This is a genomic window from Cloacibacterium rupense, from assembly GCF_014645495.1.
In the GTDB taxonomy this organism is placed as follows: domain Bacteria; phylum Bacteroidota; class Bacteroidia; order Flavobacteriales; family Weeksellaceae; genus Cloacibacterium; species Cloacibacterium rupense.
This window is the reverse complement of record NZ_BMLV01000004.1, coordinates 19,794-36,768: the sequence shown is the minus strand read 5'-3', so window position 1 is coordinate 36,768 and position 16,975 is coordinate 19,794. Positions and strand designations below refer to the sequence as shown.

The following is a 16,975-nucleotide window of genomic DNA, read 5'->3' as shown; positions in this document are numbered from 1 at the left end:
CAATTTATTTTAAATCTTTTGAGTGGAAAAGCACAGCTATCAAATGAATGATAGCTATGCTTAGTTTATAACTTTTATGCAATAAATCAAAAAACAAGTTTTTAGTTTTTGATAAATTTACTTTTTTCTATTTTTTGTGAGTTTCCTACTTCTATGAAATAAACTCCTAATGCTAATTTAGAAACATCAACTCTGTTTTTACCTGAAGAAAATTTTCCGTTAAGTATTAAGCTTCCTTTTGCATCAAAAATTCTATAATCCGCTCCATTTCCTACGGTTACGAAAATTTCATCTTTAGCTGGATTTGGATATAACTGTATTTTTGAACCAGAAAAATCTTTTACTGCTAATGTTTGGAATTCAATTGGTAACATTGTAGCTGAATACATATTTTCTTCAGAGATATAAGCACTGAAAGCAGGCACTACCTCACTGCCACTAGTTATTTTATAAAGCCCAGTAGTTCCTCCTACAGTTTTCAATACATAGCCACCAGTGTATGCTTTAACAGAACTATAATCTGCGTTGAATTGATTGACTGTAATTGCTTTTGGAGTTGATACATTTCCTGAACCTGTAAATGTAAAAGTACCATTTCCGTTTATTAATACAGGTGTATTAGCTGGGATTTTTCCGTTTGCAATAGGTGTACAAACTACCTTGGTAGCAGAAGGCAACATAGTATATGCTTCAATTCCACTTGGTATATCTGCCTCAAAAGGAAGAACAAGAACGGTGTAACTAGTAATTGTTTTGGTATAAGAAGCTGTAGTAGCCGTGAAATTAACTGGTGCATTAAAATCTCCGCCTTGATCAGATAATTCTAAGCTGGCACATGTACTACCAGAAACTACATTAGCATTTACAGTAGAATTTGCTGAACTACTACGGAAACCAGAACCATTACTTACATAAAAAATACTGTTTTTGTTGAGTACTTTATCAATCCAATTTGCACTGGTATTGATATTGGTAGTATTGGTAAAATCTAATGTGGTATAATAACTGTTTTCATAAACATCCATTAGATTGCTATCACCATCAGAATAAACACCAGCAAATTTCATCGCTTTTTCATTAGAAATACTGAAATAAACATCTCCAAAATTAAAGGTAAGAACTGAACTGTAATTACCATTTCTAAGTCCTAAAATCCCTTTACAACCTGTGGAAAGTACCGCTCTAGAAATATCAAAAACCAAATCAAAATTACTAGAACCAGATGATGGTAAATTTAGCGTTCCGTAATTGTAAGATTTCACTACTCCTGCATTATCTACATAATAAAGAGTTGTATTAGAAGAAGTAGGTAAATTACTCGTAGTATAGCTGTTTACATGGAAAACTAATTTATTATAACGGTCATCTAAACTTAAATATCCATTTGCTGCTGTAGTATTAGCACTGATTAATGGAGTTGGATTATATAAAGTAGCTGTTTTACCACTCAACTGATAAGCCGTTCCAAATGCAGCATTTGTAGTAGTTTGCGATTCTATTTTATTATAATTTACATCTTGACCAGTCATATTAGAAACCTCTCTCGTTTTACTTTTATCAAAAACATAGGTAATTACACTATATGGTGCAATCTGGATAGTTGGGCGAAATGTTTCCGTAAAACTAAGGCTAGAAGAGCTCATATTAGTAGTCTCATTAGTCAAAATTTTCTGAGCCGAAGTAGTATAAAAAGGCAAATCTGCTTTAAGATTATATGTATTTGCAGAAGAATTGAAAACCATAAGCGTTACTTTATCGCCCGTATTATTTATATAAGCAGAACCTTGCATTGAACCTTGATCACTCCAGATAGCATCTAATCTTCTGTAACCTGTAGTATATTTAGCGAAATGAGAAAGAATATAACCTCTTTTGGTAATTTCACCTGTGGTAGTTCCGTATTGCCCATCACCTAGCATTCCGTAGTATCTTTTTGTAGCATAATGAATCCAAGCATTTCCTCCGCCTACCATTACATCATTGATACTTTTTGCAAAATCAAAAGCATCTGTATTCCAAGTGAAATTTCTGCTACCGCCACTAGAATTCCAATTGATTAAGAATTCGGTCATCCAAATTTCTTTATCCGTATTTTGAAAACCTTTATAAGTAGAACCAATTCCTCCGTACTGATGCCCAGCATAAATTTCGAATTTGGGTAATACATCAGCAGCTTGTAATGCAGTGGCAAAAGTATTAGACATCCCTACTGTTTCTGGCGCTATAATTTTACAAGAAATTACATCTGAATAATTTTTGAGAAAATTGGTCATTTGAGCTGGCGTATAAGAGCATCCTGCATAAGTAACCACATAATCTGGCTCATTTTGAAGCGAAATAGCATCTAATTCTACTCCGTTATTTCTGAGATATACCACAAAATCATTCAAATAATTGGCAAAATCTGCATAATTTTCTTGTTTTAAAAAACCTTCTACTCCGTTATAAGTTCCAGCATCATTGCCATTGGTTTTCCATTCTGCAGGTGGCGACCAAGGGCTCGCAAAAATGATAAGACCTAAAGATTTGGCTAATTGAGCAGTTTCTAGAACCAAATTCCAATTATCTCTACTTGTAGGGATGTATAGTCTCATGATATTATAGCCTGCTTCGCTATTTGCTCCCCACATTTTTTGTATTTCAGCAGTTGTCATATGGTTATAAGCAAACTGAGGACTACAAACAAAACCACCGAAACCAGTAATTTTTTGCCTTGGAGTGGTATTATCAATTCTAACTTTTGAGGATTGAGCATTGAATTGAGCTATAAAAAGAAGCACCGAAAACAATGCTAATATTTTTCTAAGATTAAACATAATTTTTTTTTTTTTTGGGGGGGGACAATTGGTTATTTTTTAAGCATAAAACTCATTCAATACATTAAAAAATGCATTGAAATCATCGTATAATTTTTTCTTAAATCTGTTAAAAATAAATCTGACTAAAGTTTAAGAAAATGTTTAAAGACTGTTGTTTTTTTTCATAGTGAAGTTTAATTTTTGGGATTTGTTTGTTTAAAAATTACTCTCTGGCGCGCCCAGATAACTTGGTTTAAGTCCACCTGTATCTATTAAAATCTTTTCTAAGACAATACCAGCTTCTAAAACTCTGAAACGTAAAGTGTGTTTACCGGGTTGTGAAATCTGATGTTTTGTGATAGATTTAATGATATGTTCTGATTGCCATCTTCCCAATTCACCTTTATAATGGCCATTAAAATTGATGATTTGTGGAGTTCCTCCATCAAAGGAAATTTCGTATCGCAATCCTTTATTGTGATTATAATTTAAAGTAGGAGCTAAAAGCAGTTGAACTTCGAACTCTCCTTTAGATTCAAAATTAATATCGTATTCTAGATAGATGTTTTCGCTGGTTTTAGGGTCAGCACTTTGCGGAAAAGTAGTTACTCCAGATTTGGTTTTGCCAAAATCAGGAATCACCTCCCAATGAATTCGGTCAGAATTATTCATTCTTGCAAAATTCTCAGCTTCTATAGAAACATAACCGTCTTTTTCTTTAAATACTTTTTCTTTTGAAGCATTATCATCATATACATAGGTTACCTCTGGCATTACATTTACTTTTCCGTCAAACCAAGCTTTGTATCCTATCTTCATCTGGTCCATCATATTTACCCATTTTCCACCAGCAATTTCATTATTATATTTATGGTCTAGATATGCATTTCTCTCAAAACATTCTTTTACTCTGTCTGCATAATAATTAGCTTTAAGGTCATATTTAGCGGCTAATTCTCTATTTTTAGCAACCGCATAATACATTTCATACAAATTACTACACGCATCAATAGGATATAGAACCAACTGATAATAAGCATCTTGATATTCAGCAGGAATACGTTCTTTTAAACGTAATGCATCAATAGCCAAAGCTCTATAATCATTCAAGACCGTTTCAAATTCGTGGTAATTATTTAGGCTAAAAGTTTTGCTATCTAACGTTTCTGGTGTAACTCTTCGGTTGTATTTGGTGTAGAGATTAATCATTCTGGCAATTTCTTTGGCATATTTTCCACCAAATTGCTGCGCAGACCATTTCTCGGTATATTCTAAAAGGTTTTTAGAATTAAATTGTTTCGGATTCCAAGCCATTTCTAAGAAAAAACTAATCGGGAATTCCATTGGTTTTAAATCGCCAACGTTTACTACCCAAAGTTGATCTACTTTATGCTCGTAAGAAAGATTCATCTGTTCCCAAATTCTCTGTATCGGGCTGATATTAATCCATTTAGAATTTCTAGGGCCTCCTACATAATCGAAATGATAATAAATTCCGTAGCCGCCTTTGTGTAATGGTTTTGTAAGATCTGGTAATTTTCTTACATTTCCCCAATTGTCATCGCAAAACAGCAAAATTACATCATCCGGAACTCTCATTCCTTTGTCATAATAATCTTGAACTTCCTTATACAAAGCCCAAACCTGAGGAGTTTTTTCAGCTTTTTTGCCTGTAACTTGTTCTATAATTTTTCTCTGATCTTTTACTATATTTTCCAGCAAAGCAATATTAGTTCCTTCTCCCATTGCTTCATCACCATCACCACGCATTCCTACAGTTACTAATTTTTCCCAATTTTCACTTCTTTCAATACCAGATTTCCAGAATTTTTGCAAAACTTCGGCATTTTTAGAATAATCCCAAACATTTGGTAGATTATTTTTCTTAATATATCTGTGCCAGTCTTCCTGAGCTTGCGCCATTGGTTCGTGGTGAGAAGTTCCCATTATAATACCCATTTCATTAGCTAATGGTCCGCTTAAAGCATCATCGTCATAGAACGCTTTTCCCCACATTGCAGGCCAAATGTAATTGCCTTTCATACGTAAAATTAATTCGAAAACTTTCTCGTAAAATTTAGAATTTACTCCGCCAAAAGTAGCTCTAGCCCAACCTCCTAGCGAAGGTTCTTCGTCATTTAAGAAAATTCCTCGGTATTTTACAGCAGGTTCTCCATCAGTATAAATTCCTTTTCTGAAATAAATATTTTCTTTCACTTTTACAGGAACATCTGCCATATAATACCACGGCGAAACACCAATTTGCTGCGAAACTTCATAAATTCCGTAAATAGTACCTCTTTTATCGCTTCCAGCAATCACAATCGCTTCAGAAACTCCCGGAAAAGGATTACTGATGTTTTGGATGATAAATTTTTCGTTTTTACCTGTTAAAGCTTTTCCATCAATTTTTTTCTGCTTAATCAAATCATCTATCACAGATTTTGTTCCGACCGTTCCTATGATAATCAAAGGTGTATTATTTCCCGAAATTTGATTTAAAATCGTTGGTTGATTCCCTGTAACTTTTTGAAAATCTGACTGTAAATTTTTAACAGCTCTCATGATTCCTGCATCTATCCCTGCATTGGTAAAAATAGAAAGATTTACAGATTTTTCTTTGAGTACAAGTACATCAGAATTTTTTTCTGTAGTAATAAAGGGTTGTTTAGCAGATATTTCCACTGTAAAAACAAAGAAAACGAGTACAGTTGTGATAATTCTTGAAAAAAGTCTCATTGTTAGATTATTTTTAATTTTGAAAAATTTAAAATCTTTTTAAATTCTGTTGATTATTGAAATTTACTTCAATACAAATCCACCATTAGGCTGAATTTCTATTTCTAGCTCTCCGTTTTTATTGATTTTCAAATCTTTAGAATTGATTTCTCTATTTTTATCGTCATTATAAAATTTTACGGTTTTTCCTGTTAACATGGGGAGCTTCAATTTCTTTTTCAAAACTTCTTTTTCGGCATTTACGCCTGCTACATACCATTGATCCTGATGTCTTCTTGCAATAATGGCATATTTCCCAGGATAACCGTCTATGAAAACCGTCTCATCCCAAAGTGCAGGAATTTCTTTCATAAAATCGATTTCAAAAGCGGGAACATCTGTTAGATTATTAGGAGTAATACCAAACATTTGGATAGGATTTTGAAACAAAACGGCTGTAGCCAACTGAAAAGCATCAGTGGTTAATCTCTTGTTTTTGTTTTGATTAGATTTTGTTAAATATTTGTTCAACAAAACGCCGCCAAATTCCATACTACCTACAGAATTTCTGATGAACGGATGAAGTGTAGCAAAAAAAGCTTCAGAATTTCTGACATCCTGAGAAAAAATAAGCATTTCTGAGGCTAAAACGGCTTCGCTTCCTGCGTAATTAGGATACATTACTTCCCAACCTCTAGGCAAAGTTGCTCCGTGGAAAATAATGGTCAAGCCAAAATCATTGGCATCAGACAAAATATCTTCGTACAAACGCATCGTCTCTTGCTTGTCTCCACCAAAAAAATCTACCTTTAATCCTTTTACACCAATTTCTTTCAGCCATTTCATTTCTTTTTTGCGTTCGATGGAAGAGCTCATTTTATTTCTTGGTCCCATTGGTGAATCATTCGCAGCACCATTGGAATTGTACCAAAGCATTACTTCCACATTTTTGGATTTGGCATATTGAACGAGTTCTTTCATTCTTTCTTTACCAATATTGGCATCCCAAAGTGCATCAATTAAAATAAATTCATATCGAAGAGAAGATGCAAGATCTACAAATTTTACTTGGTCTTCATAGTTCATACTTGGGTCTTGCCAAACAATCCAGCTCCAAGTAGAACGCCCAAATTTATAATTCTGAGATGGTTCATAAAGTGGTTCTACCACATCAAAAGGAATGGTAGTTTCTACAATTGGTTTCAGGGAATTTGCTACAGTAATGGTTCGCCAAGGTGTTTTCCCAGGCAGAGAAATAGCGGCACCAGAACTTCCGAAACCGTTGTTCTGAGCTGGATTTGGATATTCTACGGTATAAAGTCCGTCTGATGTTCCGTTGCTTAAATGTGATGCGCAAAACTGACTGTTTACGCCAGTTTCTGAAAGTAAAACCCAAGCTTCATTACCAATATTAAACAATCCAGGAAATACGTAACCTTCTTTGTTAGAAGCGGGTTTTCCTAAAGGTGCATCTGCTTCATAACCGCTTTCATAGCTTGGTGCGGTACGTGCAAAACCTTTCATTGGACTCATCATCGGCGAAAGAAAAGTAGTGGTAGATTTCGGAAATTGATATCCTGTTACTTCTGATTGCACTACAGCACTCATTCTTTCTCCGATAGGAGCAATCTGATACCTCAACGCAATGTTATAATTACTAACTTGAAATTCTACTGAAATTTTATTTTTCTGAGCATTTTCAAAAGTGCAAATCAATGTATTGGCGTTATAATTTACTTCAGATTTTTTAATTTTCTGATTGGTGTACTTTTTTTCAGTTTTTCCTTTTTCGGCATTGATGAATTTCAAGTTTTTAGAAAAATCAGTTTCATTGGTCACCAAACCTAAAGGCGACTTCTCTAAAACGGTCTTTCCTGAAAATGCTACAGAATAAAATGCTTTACCATCTTCCGAAAAAACGCTGAGCTTCAATTGACCATCTGGACTTACCAATTCAGCAACTTGCGCTTGTAAAATAACGGATAGTAAAATCGAAATTGAAAATATTATTTTATGTAAGCTTCTCATTATTTTTAATTATTTGAGTTAAGATTTAGATTAAAAAATTATGGATTAAACTTCCAGAAATCAAAGTTGAAAAGTTGTCTTCCGGCGGTAATATTTTTCCCTTGAAACACAAAATACACATCGTGAACACCTGAAACAGATTCTGAAATTTTTGTAGTTAGAGTTTTAAATTCTTCCCAACCGCCAGTTCTTGGGATTTCAATTTGGACGATTTTAGTTCCATCAATTTTATCTAATCTCACTTCTAAAATTCCGCCATCTACTCCTGCTGCCACAGAAGCTGAAAATTCTGAAGCTCCCTTTCCAAAATCTACTGCGCGAACTTTTATATGTCCGCCAACTCTAATATCTGACACATACACTCCTACTTTTTTATTTTCTTTGGTGTTGCATTTCTCAGACCACGCCATTGTTTCGGCTTCAGTTCTTTGGTAAGGATTTAAGGTTCCAACAGCATTTACGCCTTCTTTGGTCATTGTTATTTTCGGGATGCTTCCATCTGCATTATATTTGAATTCTTCAATAGCAGTAGAACGTCCATAACTTCCACCTTTTGGCAATAGACCTGTATGGTAAAATAGATAAGATTTTCCTTTATAATCTATAATTCCACCGTGATTGGTAAAACTATTGGTAGGTTGGTCGGTCATTATTTTTCCTTGATATTTCCAAGGCCCGATTGGAGACGGACTTGTTGCATAAGAAAGACATTCTGTTCTATTAGTCATCCCTGCATACATCAGATAATAGAGATTATTTCTTTTGTAAAACCAAGGTCCTTCCACATATACATCTTCAAATTTTTCTTGTTTTTGTAAAACTTCTTCACTCTTTCCGGGACGTCTTAATCCGCCGAAAGCTTCTACAGATTGTTGTACTTCTGTAACTTTTCCTTCGTAAGAAGTCATATCTTTATTGAGTTTTACATAAAAAAGATGACCGTTTCCCCAATACAAATAAGCTTGTCCATCATCATCAATAAAAACGGTAGGGTCTATATTATCCCAACTTCCTGTAGAAATTAAAGGTTGGCCTAAAGCATCTTTGTATGGACCAGTTGGACTGTCTGAAACCGCAACTCCAATTGCCATATTGTTATCAACCGTTTGAGCGCAGATATACCAATAAAATTTACCGTTTCTTTCGATACATTGTGCTGCCCAAGCTCTATCTCTAGCCCAAGAAAAAGATTCTAAAGAAATCGGCGAACCGTGGTCTGTCCAGTTTACCATATCGTCTGATGAGTGAATGCGCCATTTGGTCATTGTATAAAAATCAAATCCAGGCTGATCGTCTCCTGTAAAAACATACAACTTATTTTTATAAATCATAGGTGCAGGATCTGGTGTAAATTGAGTTTGAATTACTGGATTTTGGGCAAATAAAGTACCTAAACCACCATATAACAGACTAAGTGTAATTAATATTTTTTTCATTTTCTTTTTATTTTAAAATTTAATGGTCAATTCATTTCCTTCATATGAGGCTTTTTGGGTAATGATTTCCTTATTGATTCCTATAATTTGGATATTAAAAATTCTGTGATTGTTTTGTCCAATGTAATTACCTATACGTTTATCAATTTGTAATTTTTTTTCTTTATCCTTCCATTTAAAAAAAATAAGCGTATAATTTCCCTTTTCATAATTATAATTATCTCCTTCATCTTCGTAAAGTGTAAAATCGCCATCATTGCCAGCATATACTTTTATGGTAAGTTCTTGATTAGATTTTTCCGAAGTGTATTGCATTACTTCACCAAAAGGAATTATAGAACCTGATTTTATAAAAAGTGGAATTTTATTGTAAGTAGCATCTGCTAAAACGATTGTTCCACCATTATTTTTTTGGTTGGTGTAGAAATCGTACCAGAAATAACCTATAGGAAGATAAACCTCCCAATTTTCCTTGTTTGGTTTTACCACAGGAGCAACCAATATAGATTTTCCAAACATATATTGATAAGATTGTTCAATTGCTTTTTTATCGTTTTTAAAATCCATTACCAAAGGTCGCATCATCGTAGAATTATTTTTTGAAATTTCCCAAGACTGAGAATAGATGTAAGGCAATAATTGATATCTAAGATTCATCAAATCACGCATATTGCTTTCTATTTTTTCGCCAAATTTCCAAGGTTCTGTTTCGGTTTGGTAACCGTGCATTCTAAAAATCGGGCTGAAAACACCCCATTGAAACCATCTCATTAAAATATCGTGATATTTCGGGTCAGAATATTGGGAAGAACCAGGACGGAAAAATCCGCCAATGTCGGTTGTCCAATAAGGCATTCCAGAGATGGAATAATTAAGTCCCGCTACAATTTGCCTTCTGTAAGCATCCCAATCCCAGCCAATATCACCAGACCAATTAATCGTCCCGAATCTCTGTTGCCCAGGAAAAGCGGATCTGGTTAAAATGACTACTCTTTTATCAGGATTAGTTGCTCTCTGTCCCTCGTAAACTGCTTTGCTTACGAAAAACGGGTACGTTAGTCTGTAAAATTCTCCAATTCCCAAGAAAGTATTTTTGCCAACCAATGCATCATTTTCCGGTTCCGTAGCATCCATCCACCAAGAATCTACTCCATTCTGGAAAAGATTTTTGTTTAAAGCATTCCAATGTATTTTTTGTGTTTTCGGATTAAAAATATCAATCCAAGGACTATTTGGTAGGTACAGACCTTCATAATCTTTGGCAACTTCAGATTTTTTATCTAAATTTTCCCAAACCGATACTGAAAATTTGAAATGAAGCTGATGTAATTTTTCAATAAATTTTTCGGGTTCAGGATAATTTTGTTCATCAAATTTAGGTACACCCCAGCCGTATTTGCCCCAATATTGCCAATCCTGAACAATAACATCTACAGGCAAATTGCGCTTTCTAAATTCTTCTACAGTTTTTACTAAATGTTCGGCAGAAGTATATCTTTCTCTGCATTGCCAATATCCAAAAGCCCATTTTGGCAGCATTGGTACTTTACCCGTGATTTCTAGGTAAGAAGAAATAACCTCATCTGCATTATTTCCTACAAAAAGAACATAATCTAATGACTTACTGTGCGGTGAACGAAATGTAGTAATATCTTCTGCAAATTTATATTGTAAAGAAGGCGTGTTGGTCGCTCTACAAACTACTTCAAAATGATGTTCCCCTTTGGTAAGAAAAACTTTAGTACTCACAGCAGGAGGAAGCCACAGATTAGACTGGTCTATTACTGGTTTTCCATCAATGGTAAGAAAATGACGGTTATCCATATTTCCCAAATCTAGCATAAAAGTATATTCTCCACTCTTTTTAATTGAAATTTTACCTTTATACAAAGCTTGTTGCTGAGAAACTTTTATGGTTCCCGAAGTACCTGTTACTTCCCTCTCTTCATCATTTTTAATAGATTCTTTTTCTAAAGGAACGGATTCATCTGCTGGATTATACCAAGTTAATCCAAACTGATTCCACAAAATTCCATATCCTTTTGAAGAATACAAAAAAGGCAAAGCAATCTGACTGTTGACCTGAATCAGTTTTCTGCTGATATTTTTTAAATTATAATGACCATCCTGAAACTGACCTAACCCAAAAAGTTGCTCATCTTTATCATTGATAAAACTTTGTTCTACAATATAACAAGGCTGTGAAGACACGGTACTTTCTATAAGTTTTCTACTATTTGCAGCTTCTGAAAGTAAAACTTTACCATTGCTTTTTAGAAAGCTAAGCTGAGCCGTTTTTTTGTTGAATAGAACAGCATAATTTTTAGTTTTTAGTTTTAAAGAAGAAGCATTTTCTTCGAATTTAAAATCTAAATAACTTTTTTCATTGACAAAAACAAACTGATTTTCTTCTGGTTTTAGCTCTTTTATGAATTTTATTCTTACCGCATTTTCGTTTAAAGGTCTTAGGACTAAATAACCATCAGAGAGCTTCATAGAAACCTCTTCAGCATTCTTGCTGTAGGATATATAGTGTTGCCCAAAAACTAAAATGGGAAATATGGTAAGCCAATATGTTAATATTTTAAATTTCATAATTAAACTCTTATAATGGAGAAATTACTGCTACAAAACCTCCTCTTCTCAAAACTTTTACCTCGACAGAATCTGTACTTTCTATCACAGAATCTTGGGTTAAAATTTGTTTATCGTGTTTTCCGTCTTTTATTAATCTTAGCTTATATTTTTTGTTTTTATCTAAAAAATCGAAATTAATTTTGATGTTTTTTTCAATATTTTCTCCATTAATTCCTCCAACATACCATTTCGAATTTTTGTTTCTTGCTATAACTACATCTTTCCCAGGAAAACCTTGCAACAAAATTGTTTTTTCCCAATGAGTAGGAATTTCTTTTAAAAAATTCTTCGGCTCATCTGGCAATTCATCATAACCTTCTGGCCTATCTGCAAAATGTTGCAATGCAGATTCAAATACCACACTTAAAGCCAATTCGTGACCATAAGAAGTAAGATGCGGAAACTGTGAATTGGTAAATGTAACTGGCGTATAATCCATAGAACCGACTACATTTCTGGTAAATGGAAGAATGGTATTATGAATAGGTGCAGTTGTTGTAAATTCTGGACCGTTGTTGTACCATTCTGCACCACGAACCGCTTCATAAGTCATCAGATTTGGGTAAGTTCTAGACCAACCTCTCGGAACTAGACAGCCGTGGAAATAGACCATCATATTAAATTGGGCAGCATCCTCCAGAATATCAATATAATATTGAATCATATTCTGTTTCTCGCTCTCGAAAAAATCTACTTTTACCCCTGCAACGCCGAGTTTTTTAAGTTTAGAAAATTCTTCTACTCGATTTTCGTGGGTAAGCATTCTGTCTTTCGGTGTAGAAGCAACCCAAGTATGATCACCACCCGAATTATACCAGATCAGTGGTTTTATTCCTTTAGAATGAATATATTTCAAGGCATCTTCCAGATTTCCACCATTTCCCATGGCATCCCATTCCCAATCTAGTAAAGTATATGGCCAATTCATCTTAACAGCCAAATCAGCAAATTCACAAATGGTTTTAAAATCTTTTGTTCCGTGGTTATCAGACCAATAATTCCAGGAAACTGCGCCAGGTTTTATCCAATCCGTATTTTTTATAACGGAAGGCGGTGCAACGTCTTCTACCAAAGTGGAAGCCACAATATCATTAAGATTTCCGAGGATAATCACTCTCCTAGGAGACATCCAAGGTAATGCAATTTTTGGCAATGATTCTCCTTTTCCGCGACCATCTTTCGGGTTTGGAAAAGTAATTTTATATTTATTTTTATCTGATTTATTGCTCAGTTTAGAACCACAATAATTACCATCAACAGCAGATTCGTGCAATAAAAACCAGCAATTATCTTTAGTCTGAAATAATGCAGGATAGCACCATTCTTCCTGCTGGATTTTTTCGCCAACCATTGAAGAATAGAGTCCTTCATTCGCGGGATTCCATTTTTCTTTCCAGCGTGTGGTTTCTTTATCGATGGTGTAAGAAGTTAATTCATCTTGAACCGTTAAATTTCCTTTTCCAGATAAAGAATATCTAAAAGCAATTCCATCATTATAAACCCGTACAATCAAATTTAGTTTTCTGTTTTCATTATTTTCAAAAGTAAAAACCACTTCATTCCCTATATTTTGTCTCTGAGAAGATTTTCCGTGAGGCATTGAATAATTTTCCTTTATTAACAATGGTTTAGAAGTTTTCATTAATTTCATTTCATCAAAAGAAACACCTTCCGAAAGCATTAATCCCAAATCGATTGCAGAAATGGTATTTGTAATTATACCATTATTATTCAATTTTACATTCAAAAACCATTTCCCTTTTTCGGTATTATTTGAATTGAAAATACCAACTACAATTTTCTCGTTGGGAGATTTTACCATCAAATTTTTTGCTAAAAACCAATTAGAAAAACTCAACAAAACAATTATCAAAATTGCTTTTGATAAAATATATGTTTTGATATGATTTTTGATATTATTCATTTTGACTTGGAACTTTCTAACTGAATTATTTTGACATGAATTTATAAAAAGAAACGCCGTGTGCAGGAATATCCAACGCTAAATTTCCTTTATCTGAATTAATTTTTGCTATATCTTTTTGTCTCCAAAGATCTCTCACTATCTGTTTACCAGTAATTCCTAATTTTTTGAAATCTTTGTAAGACATTTTTACTTTCTCTCTCCCGAAATTGGCAAAAGCAACTGCTTTTCCTCCGTCTTCTAATTCTTTGACATAAATTCTAAGTTCGCCAATGGTTTGTAAACAAACACCTTGTTTTCCTAAAGCATCCTGATTTACAGCAATTATCTCATCATTCGTTAAAAGATTTAAGGTAAAATCATCTAGTTTTTCAAGATCGCAGCCAATTAATAACGGTGCTGAAAAGATGCTCCAAAGACTGATGTGCAGATATTGTTCGTCTGGTTTCAATTTGCTTTGATGCGGATTTCCCCAGCCTACAACACCTACCACCAACATATCGGGATCGTTCCAATTTCCAGGTTTTGCATAAGGAGCAGCTTTGTCCTGAGCCAATGCAATACTTTTTACACTTGCCCAAGTATCCGTAATATCATTGGTAGTTCGCCAAGACTGAGCATCAGATTCATCACCCCATTTCCAAACATCGCCCATTCCGTATTGACAAAGATTATACACAATATCTCTTGATTGCTGTTTCAAAAGATTTCCCATTAATTTGAATGGTTTCACGCCTTTATCTAAATCTCCACCACCCTGAAAATTGAGTGAAGAAACTTTGTTTGGGTCATTTTCTGGAAGACCATCCAATACGCCACCATAGCTGCACCAGTCATATTTCAGATAATCAACGCCCCATTTTGCGTAGCTTTCAGCATCTTGTTTTTCGTAACCATAGCTTCCTGCGCATCCACCACAAGTCCAAGGACCAGGCGAAGAATAAATACCCATTTTAAGACCATTTCCGTGAATATAATCTCCAAGAGTTTTCATATCTGGAAATTTGGAATTTGTTAAAATATAACCTTTCTCATCACGCATTTTGCCAGTATAAGAAGGGTCTTTTCCGTCTCTATTGTATTGCCAAGAATCATCAATATTGATGTAATTCCAGCCGTGATTTACCAGTCCAGATTTCACTAAAGCATCGGCAGCACGTTTCACTTTATCGGCAGAAACTTCGTGCCCAAAACAGTTCCAACTGTTCCAACCCATCGTTGGTGTAAGCGCGATTCTGTCTCCTATTTCTATCTTTAATTTTTTTGAGGCTGAACCTTTTGCATTTTTAGCATTCAACACAACTTCATAAGTTCCTTTCGTATCAACTTTTCCAATAATGATTCCTGTTTTAGAATCTATTGTTAAACCATCTGGAAGATTTTTTGCAGAAAAAGTCATCGGTCTTTCTCCTGTTGCGGCAACTCTAAACAAAAAAGGTGAATTTGGGCGACCGCCATAAACACTCGCTGAATTTATTTTAGGTTTATCACTTGGTTTTGGAGTTAAAATGTAAGGTATTGATGAAATAGGATTAAATGTTATCAATTTTGTACCTTCTGAAGTTTCAAACTTAGCGTCTGCCCAATCTGCGTGGTCATAATATGGCCCATTTCCACCATCTGTAACAATTAATTCCAATTGTTTGATTCCTTGCAAAGAAATATTTACGGGTTTTGCTTTGTCTCCCAATTTCATTATTCCGCTTGACCAAAGTTTTTTATTATCTCCATAAATTTCAAATTCAACGGCTGGATTTTGTCCTTTCATTTCATCATCTAATCCAATAAATGCGGAAAAACTCTTAGCTTTTCCATTTAATTTAATTAATAAAGAACTTTCGGCGTGTGTCCCGAAACCTCTGTCGAATGTTTCACCTGCAATTGTTATTTTTCTACCATCAACAGAGGTATTTACGCCAGGTTTTCCGTTTCCTTGCGTGGCAACGCTCAAGTCTAATTTATCCAGCCAAACCACAGATTGCGCTTTATAAATATTCGATGATAAGGCAAATAATACGGTGATTAAAAGTAATTGATGCTTCAACATTTTCTTCTTTAAATTTTAATTAAACTTCCACCAATCAAAATAGAAAAGGTCTTTTTCGCCTTTGAAAACAAAATACAAATCGTGAATGCCTTTGATATTTTTTACTGGAGTTGTAATGGTTTTAAAAATATCGCCTTCTGCTTTTCCGATGACTTTTACAGTTCCTAAAAGCTGTCCTTCCAAAGAATCAGTTCTGATTTCTATATTTCCACCGTACAAAGCTGCTACAGATACTTCTATAGATTGTGTTCCTTTAGAAAAATCTACACCCTGAACTTTGATATAATCACCGTTGTTGATGGATGAAACAACGATTCTGTCTGTAATTTTTTTGCCTGTATCGTAAGGATTATTTCTTTCCCATTCCGTCATTTTTTCGGTTTTCAAGCCTTCACTAAAAGCGATGGTTTCGGCTTCTACTCTCTTGTACGGATTAAGAGTTTCGATTCTTTTTACACCATCAGGATTCCAAAAAGGGAGCTTCTGGATAGTTCTGTCAGCATTATATTTCATTTCGCTTACACAAACAGAACGGCGCTCATAATGTTTGCTCATCGTCTGTTTACCAATGTTATAATTGAATCCGAAAACGTAAGATTTTCCTTTATAATCAATAATTCCGGGATGATTTCCGTTAGAACGTTTGTCGCTGTCCATAATCATTCCTTTGAATTCCCAAGGTCCGGTTGCGGATTTTGCCATTGCATAACCGATTCCTTCTGGACAGCAAGTAGATGCATAAGCCAGATAATAATTCCCGTTTTTTTTCCAAACCCAAGGTCCTTCTTGATAATGAAACGGGTCGGGTGAATCCTTCACTTTGGCAATTGAAGCGTCTTTTGTTACTTCACCATTTACGGAAATCATATCTTCATTCAGTTTCACATACCATAAATTTGGATTTCCCCAGTAGAGATAGGCTTGTCCATCATCATCAATGAAAACAGTCGGGTCAATATCATCGCTGGAATTTTTTACCAAAGGTTTTCCGATAGGATCTTTGAAAGGTCCATACGGACTGTCCGCCACCAAAACGCCTATTCCTCTTTGTCCAGGCATCGGACAATACATATAAAATTTGCCATTTCTTTCGATGACTTGTGGCGCCCACGCTCCGTTTTCCGGGTCGGTCCACTTAAAGTCTTTTAGGGAAGCTACGATTCCGTGGTCAGTCCAGTTGACCATATCTGTGGAAGTGTACAGCAGCCAGTTTTTCATTTTAAATCCGAAAGCATCGTCCTCATCGTGACTGGTATATAGAAAAACCGTGTCTTTATAAACCATCGGCGCAGGATCGGCTGTGAATTTGGTCTGGATGATTGGATTTTGAGCGAAGGAAATCTGAAAAAATCCTAAAATGATTATTAAACTTAAAAATTTCATCGTC

General features: G+C 34.6%; 8 protein-coding genes. All 8 read right to left on the bottom strand.

Going from position 1 to position 16,975, the window contains the following annotated elements:
- Window positions 1-101: 101 nt before the first annotated feature.
- The 8 genes from IEW40_RS09390 to IEW40_RS09355 all read right to left on the bottom strand — a co-directional run bounded on the left by IEW40_RS09390 (window position 102) and on the right by IEW40_RS09355 (window position 16,971).
- A complete protein-coding gene (locus IEW40_RS09390; protein WP_188617842.1) occupies window positions 102-2,816 on the bottom strand; it encodes a T9SS type A sorting domain-containing protein in 2,715 nt (904 codons plus the stop codon).
- A 198-nt stretch (window positions 2,817-3,014) separates the two neighbouring features.
- Entirely contained in the window at window positions 3,015-5,537 is a 2,523-nt protein-coding gene (locus tag IEW40_RS09385) for a glycosyl hydrolase 115 family protein (RefSeq protein ID WP_188617841.1), read from the bottom strand.
- Between the two features lie 63 nt (window positions 5,538-5,600).
- Window positions 5,601-7,544: a glycoside hydrolase family 97 protein gene (locus tag IEW40_RS09380; RefSeq protein ID WP_188617840.1), complete on the bottom strand. Its 1,944-nt coding sequence runs from the start codon at window positions 7,542-7,544 to the stop codon at window positions 5,601-5,603.
- 38 nt (window positions 7,545-7,582) lie between these two features.
- Window positions 7,583-8,980, bottom strand: a complete 1,398-nt coding sequence (locus IEW40_RS09375) for a glycoside hydrolase family 43 protein (RefSeq protein ID WP_188617839.1) — start codon at window positions 8,978-8,980, stop codon at window positions 7,583-7,585.
- 12 nt (window positions 8,981-8,992) lie between these two features.
- Window positions 8,993-11,575, bottom strand: coding sequence for a glycoside hydrolase family 31 protein (locus IEW40_RS09370; protein WP_188617838.1), 2,583 nt, complete (start codon window positions 11,573-11,575; stop codon window positions 8,993-8,995).
- Between the two features lie 10 nt (window positions 11,576-11,585).
- A complete protein-coding gene (locus IEW40_RS09365) occupies window positions 11,586-13,541 on the bottom strand; it encodes a glycoside hydrolase family 97 protein (protein WP_188617837.1) in 1,956 nt (651 codons plus the stop codon).
- 25 nt (window positions 13,542-13,566) lie between these two features.
- A complete protein-coding gene (locus IEW40_RS09360) occupies window positions 13,567-15,588 on the bottom strand; it encodes an NPCBM/NEW2 domain-containing protein (protein ID WP_188617836.1) in 2,022 nt (673 codons plus the stop codon).
- Between the two features lie 15 nt (window positions 15,589-15,603).
- Window positions 15,604-16,971: a glycoside hydrolase family 43 protein gene (locus tag IEW40_RS09355; RefSeq protein WP_188617835.1), complete on the bottom strand. Its 1,368-nt coding sequence runs from the start codon at window positions 16,969-16,971 to the stop codon at window positions 15,604-15,606.
- Between the last annotated feature and the right edge of the window lie 4 nt (window positions 16,972-16,975).

Coding starts and splice junctions, on each gene's coding strand:
- IEW40_RS09390 (WP_188617842.1), bottom strand. CDS start 2,816: ATGTTTAATCTTAGAAAAATATTAGCATTGTTTTCGGTGCTTCTTTTT.
- IEW40_RS09385 (WP_188617841.1), bottom strand. CDS start 5,537: ATGAGACTTTTTTCAAGAATTATCACAACTGTACTCGTTTTCTTTGTT.
- IEW40_RS09380 (WP_188617840.1), bottom strand. CDS start 7,544: ATGAGAAGCTTACATAAAATAATATTTTCAATTTCGATTTTACTATCC.
- IEW40_RS09375 (WP_188617839.1), bottom strand. CDS start 8,980: ATGAAAAAAATATTAATTACACTTAGTCTGTTATATGGTGGTTTAGGT.
- IEW40_RS09370 (WP_188617838.1), bottom strand. CDS start 11,575: ATGAAATTTAAAATATTAACATATTGGCTTACCATATTTCCCATTTTA.
- IEW40_RS09365 (WP_188617837.1), bottom strand. CDS start 13,541: ATGAATAATATCAAAAATCATATCAAAACATATATTTTATCAAAAGCA.
- IEW40_RS09360 (WP_188617836.1), bottom strand. CDS start 15,588: ATGTTGAAGCATCAATTACTTTTAATCACCGTATTATTTGCCTTATCA.
- IEW40_RS09355 (WP_188617835.1), bottom strand. CDS start 16,971: ATGAAATTTTTAAGTTTAATAATCATTTTAGGATTTTTTCAGATTTCC.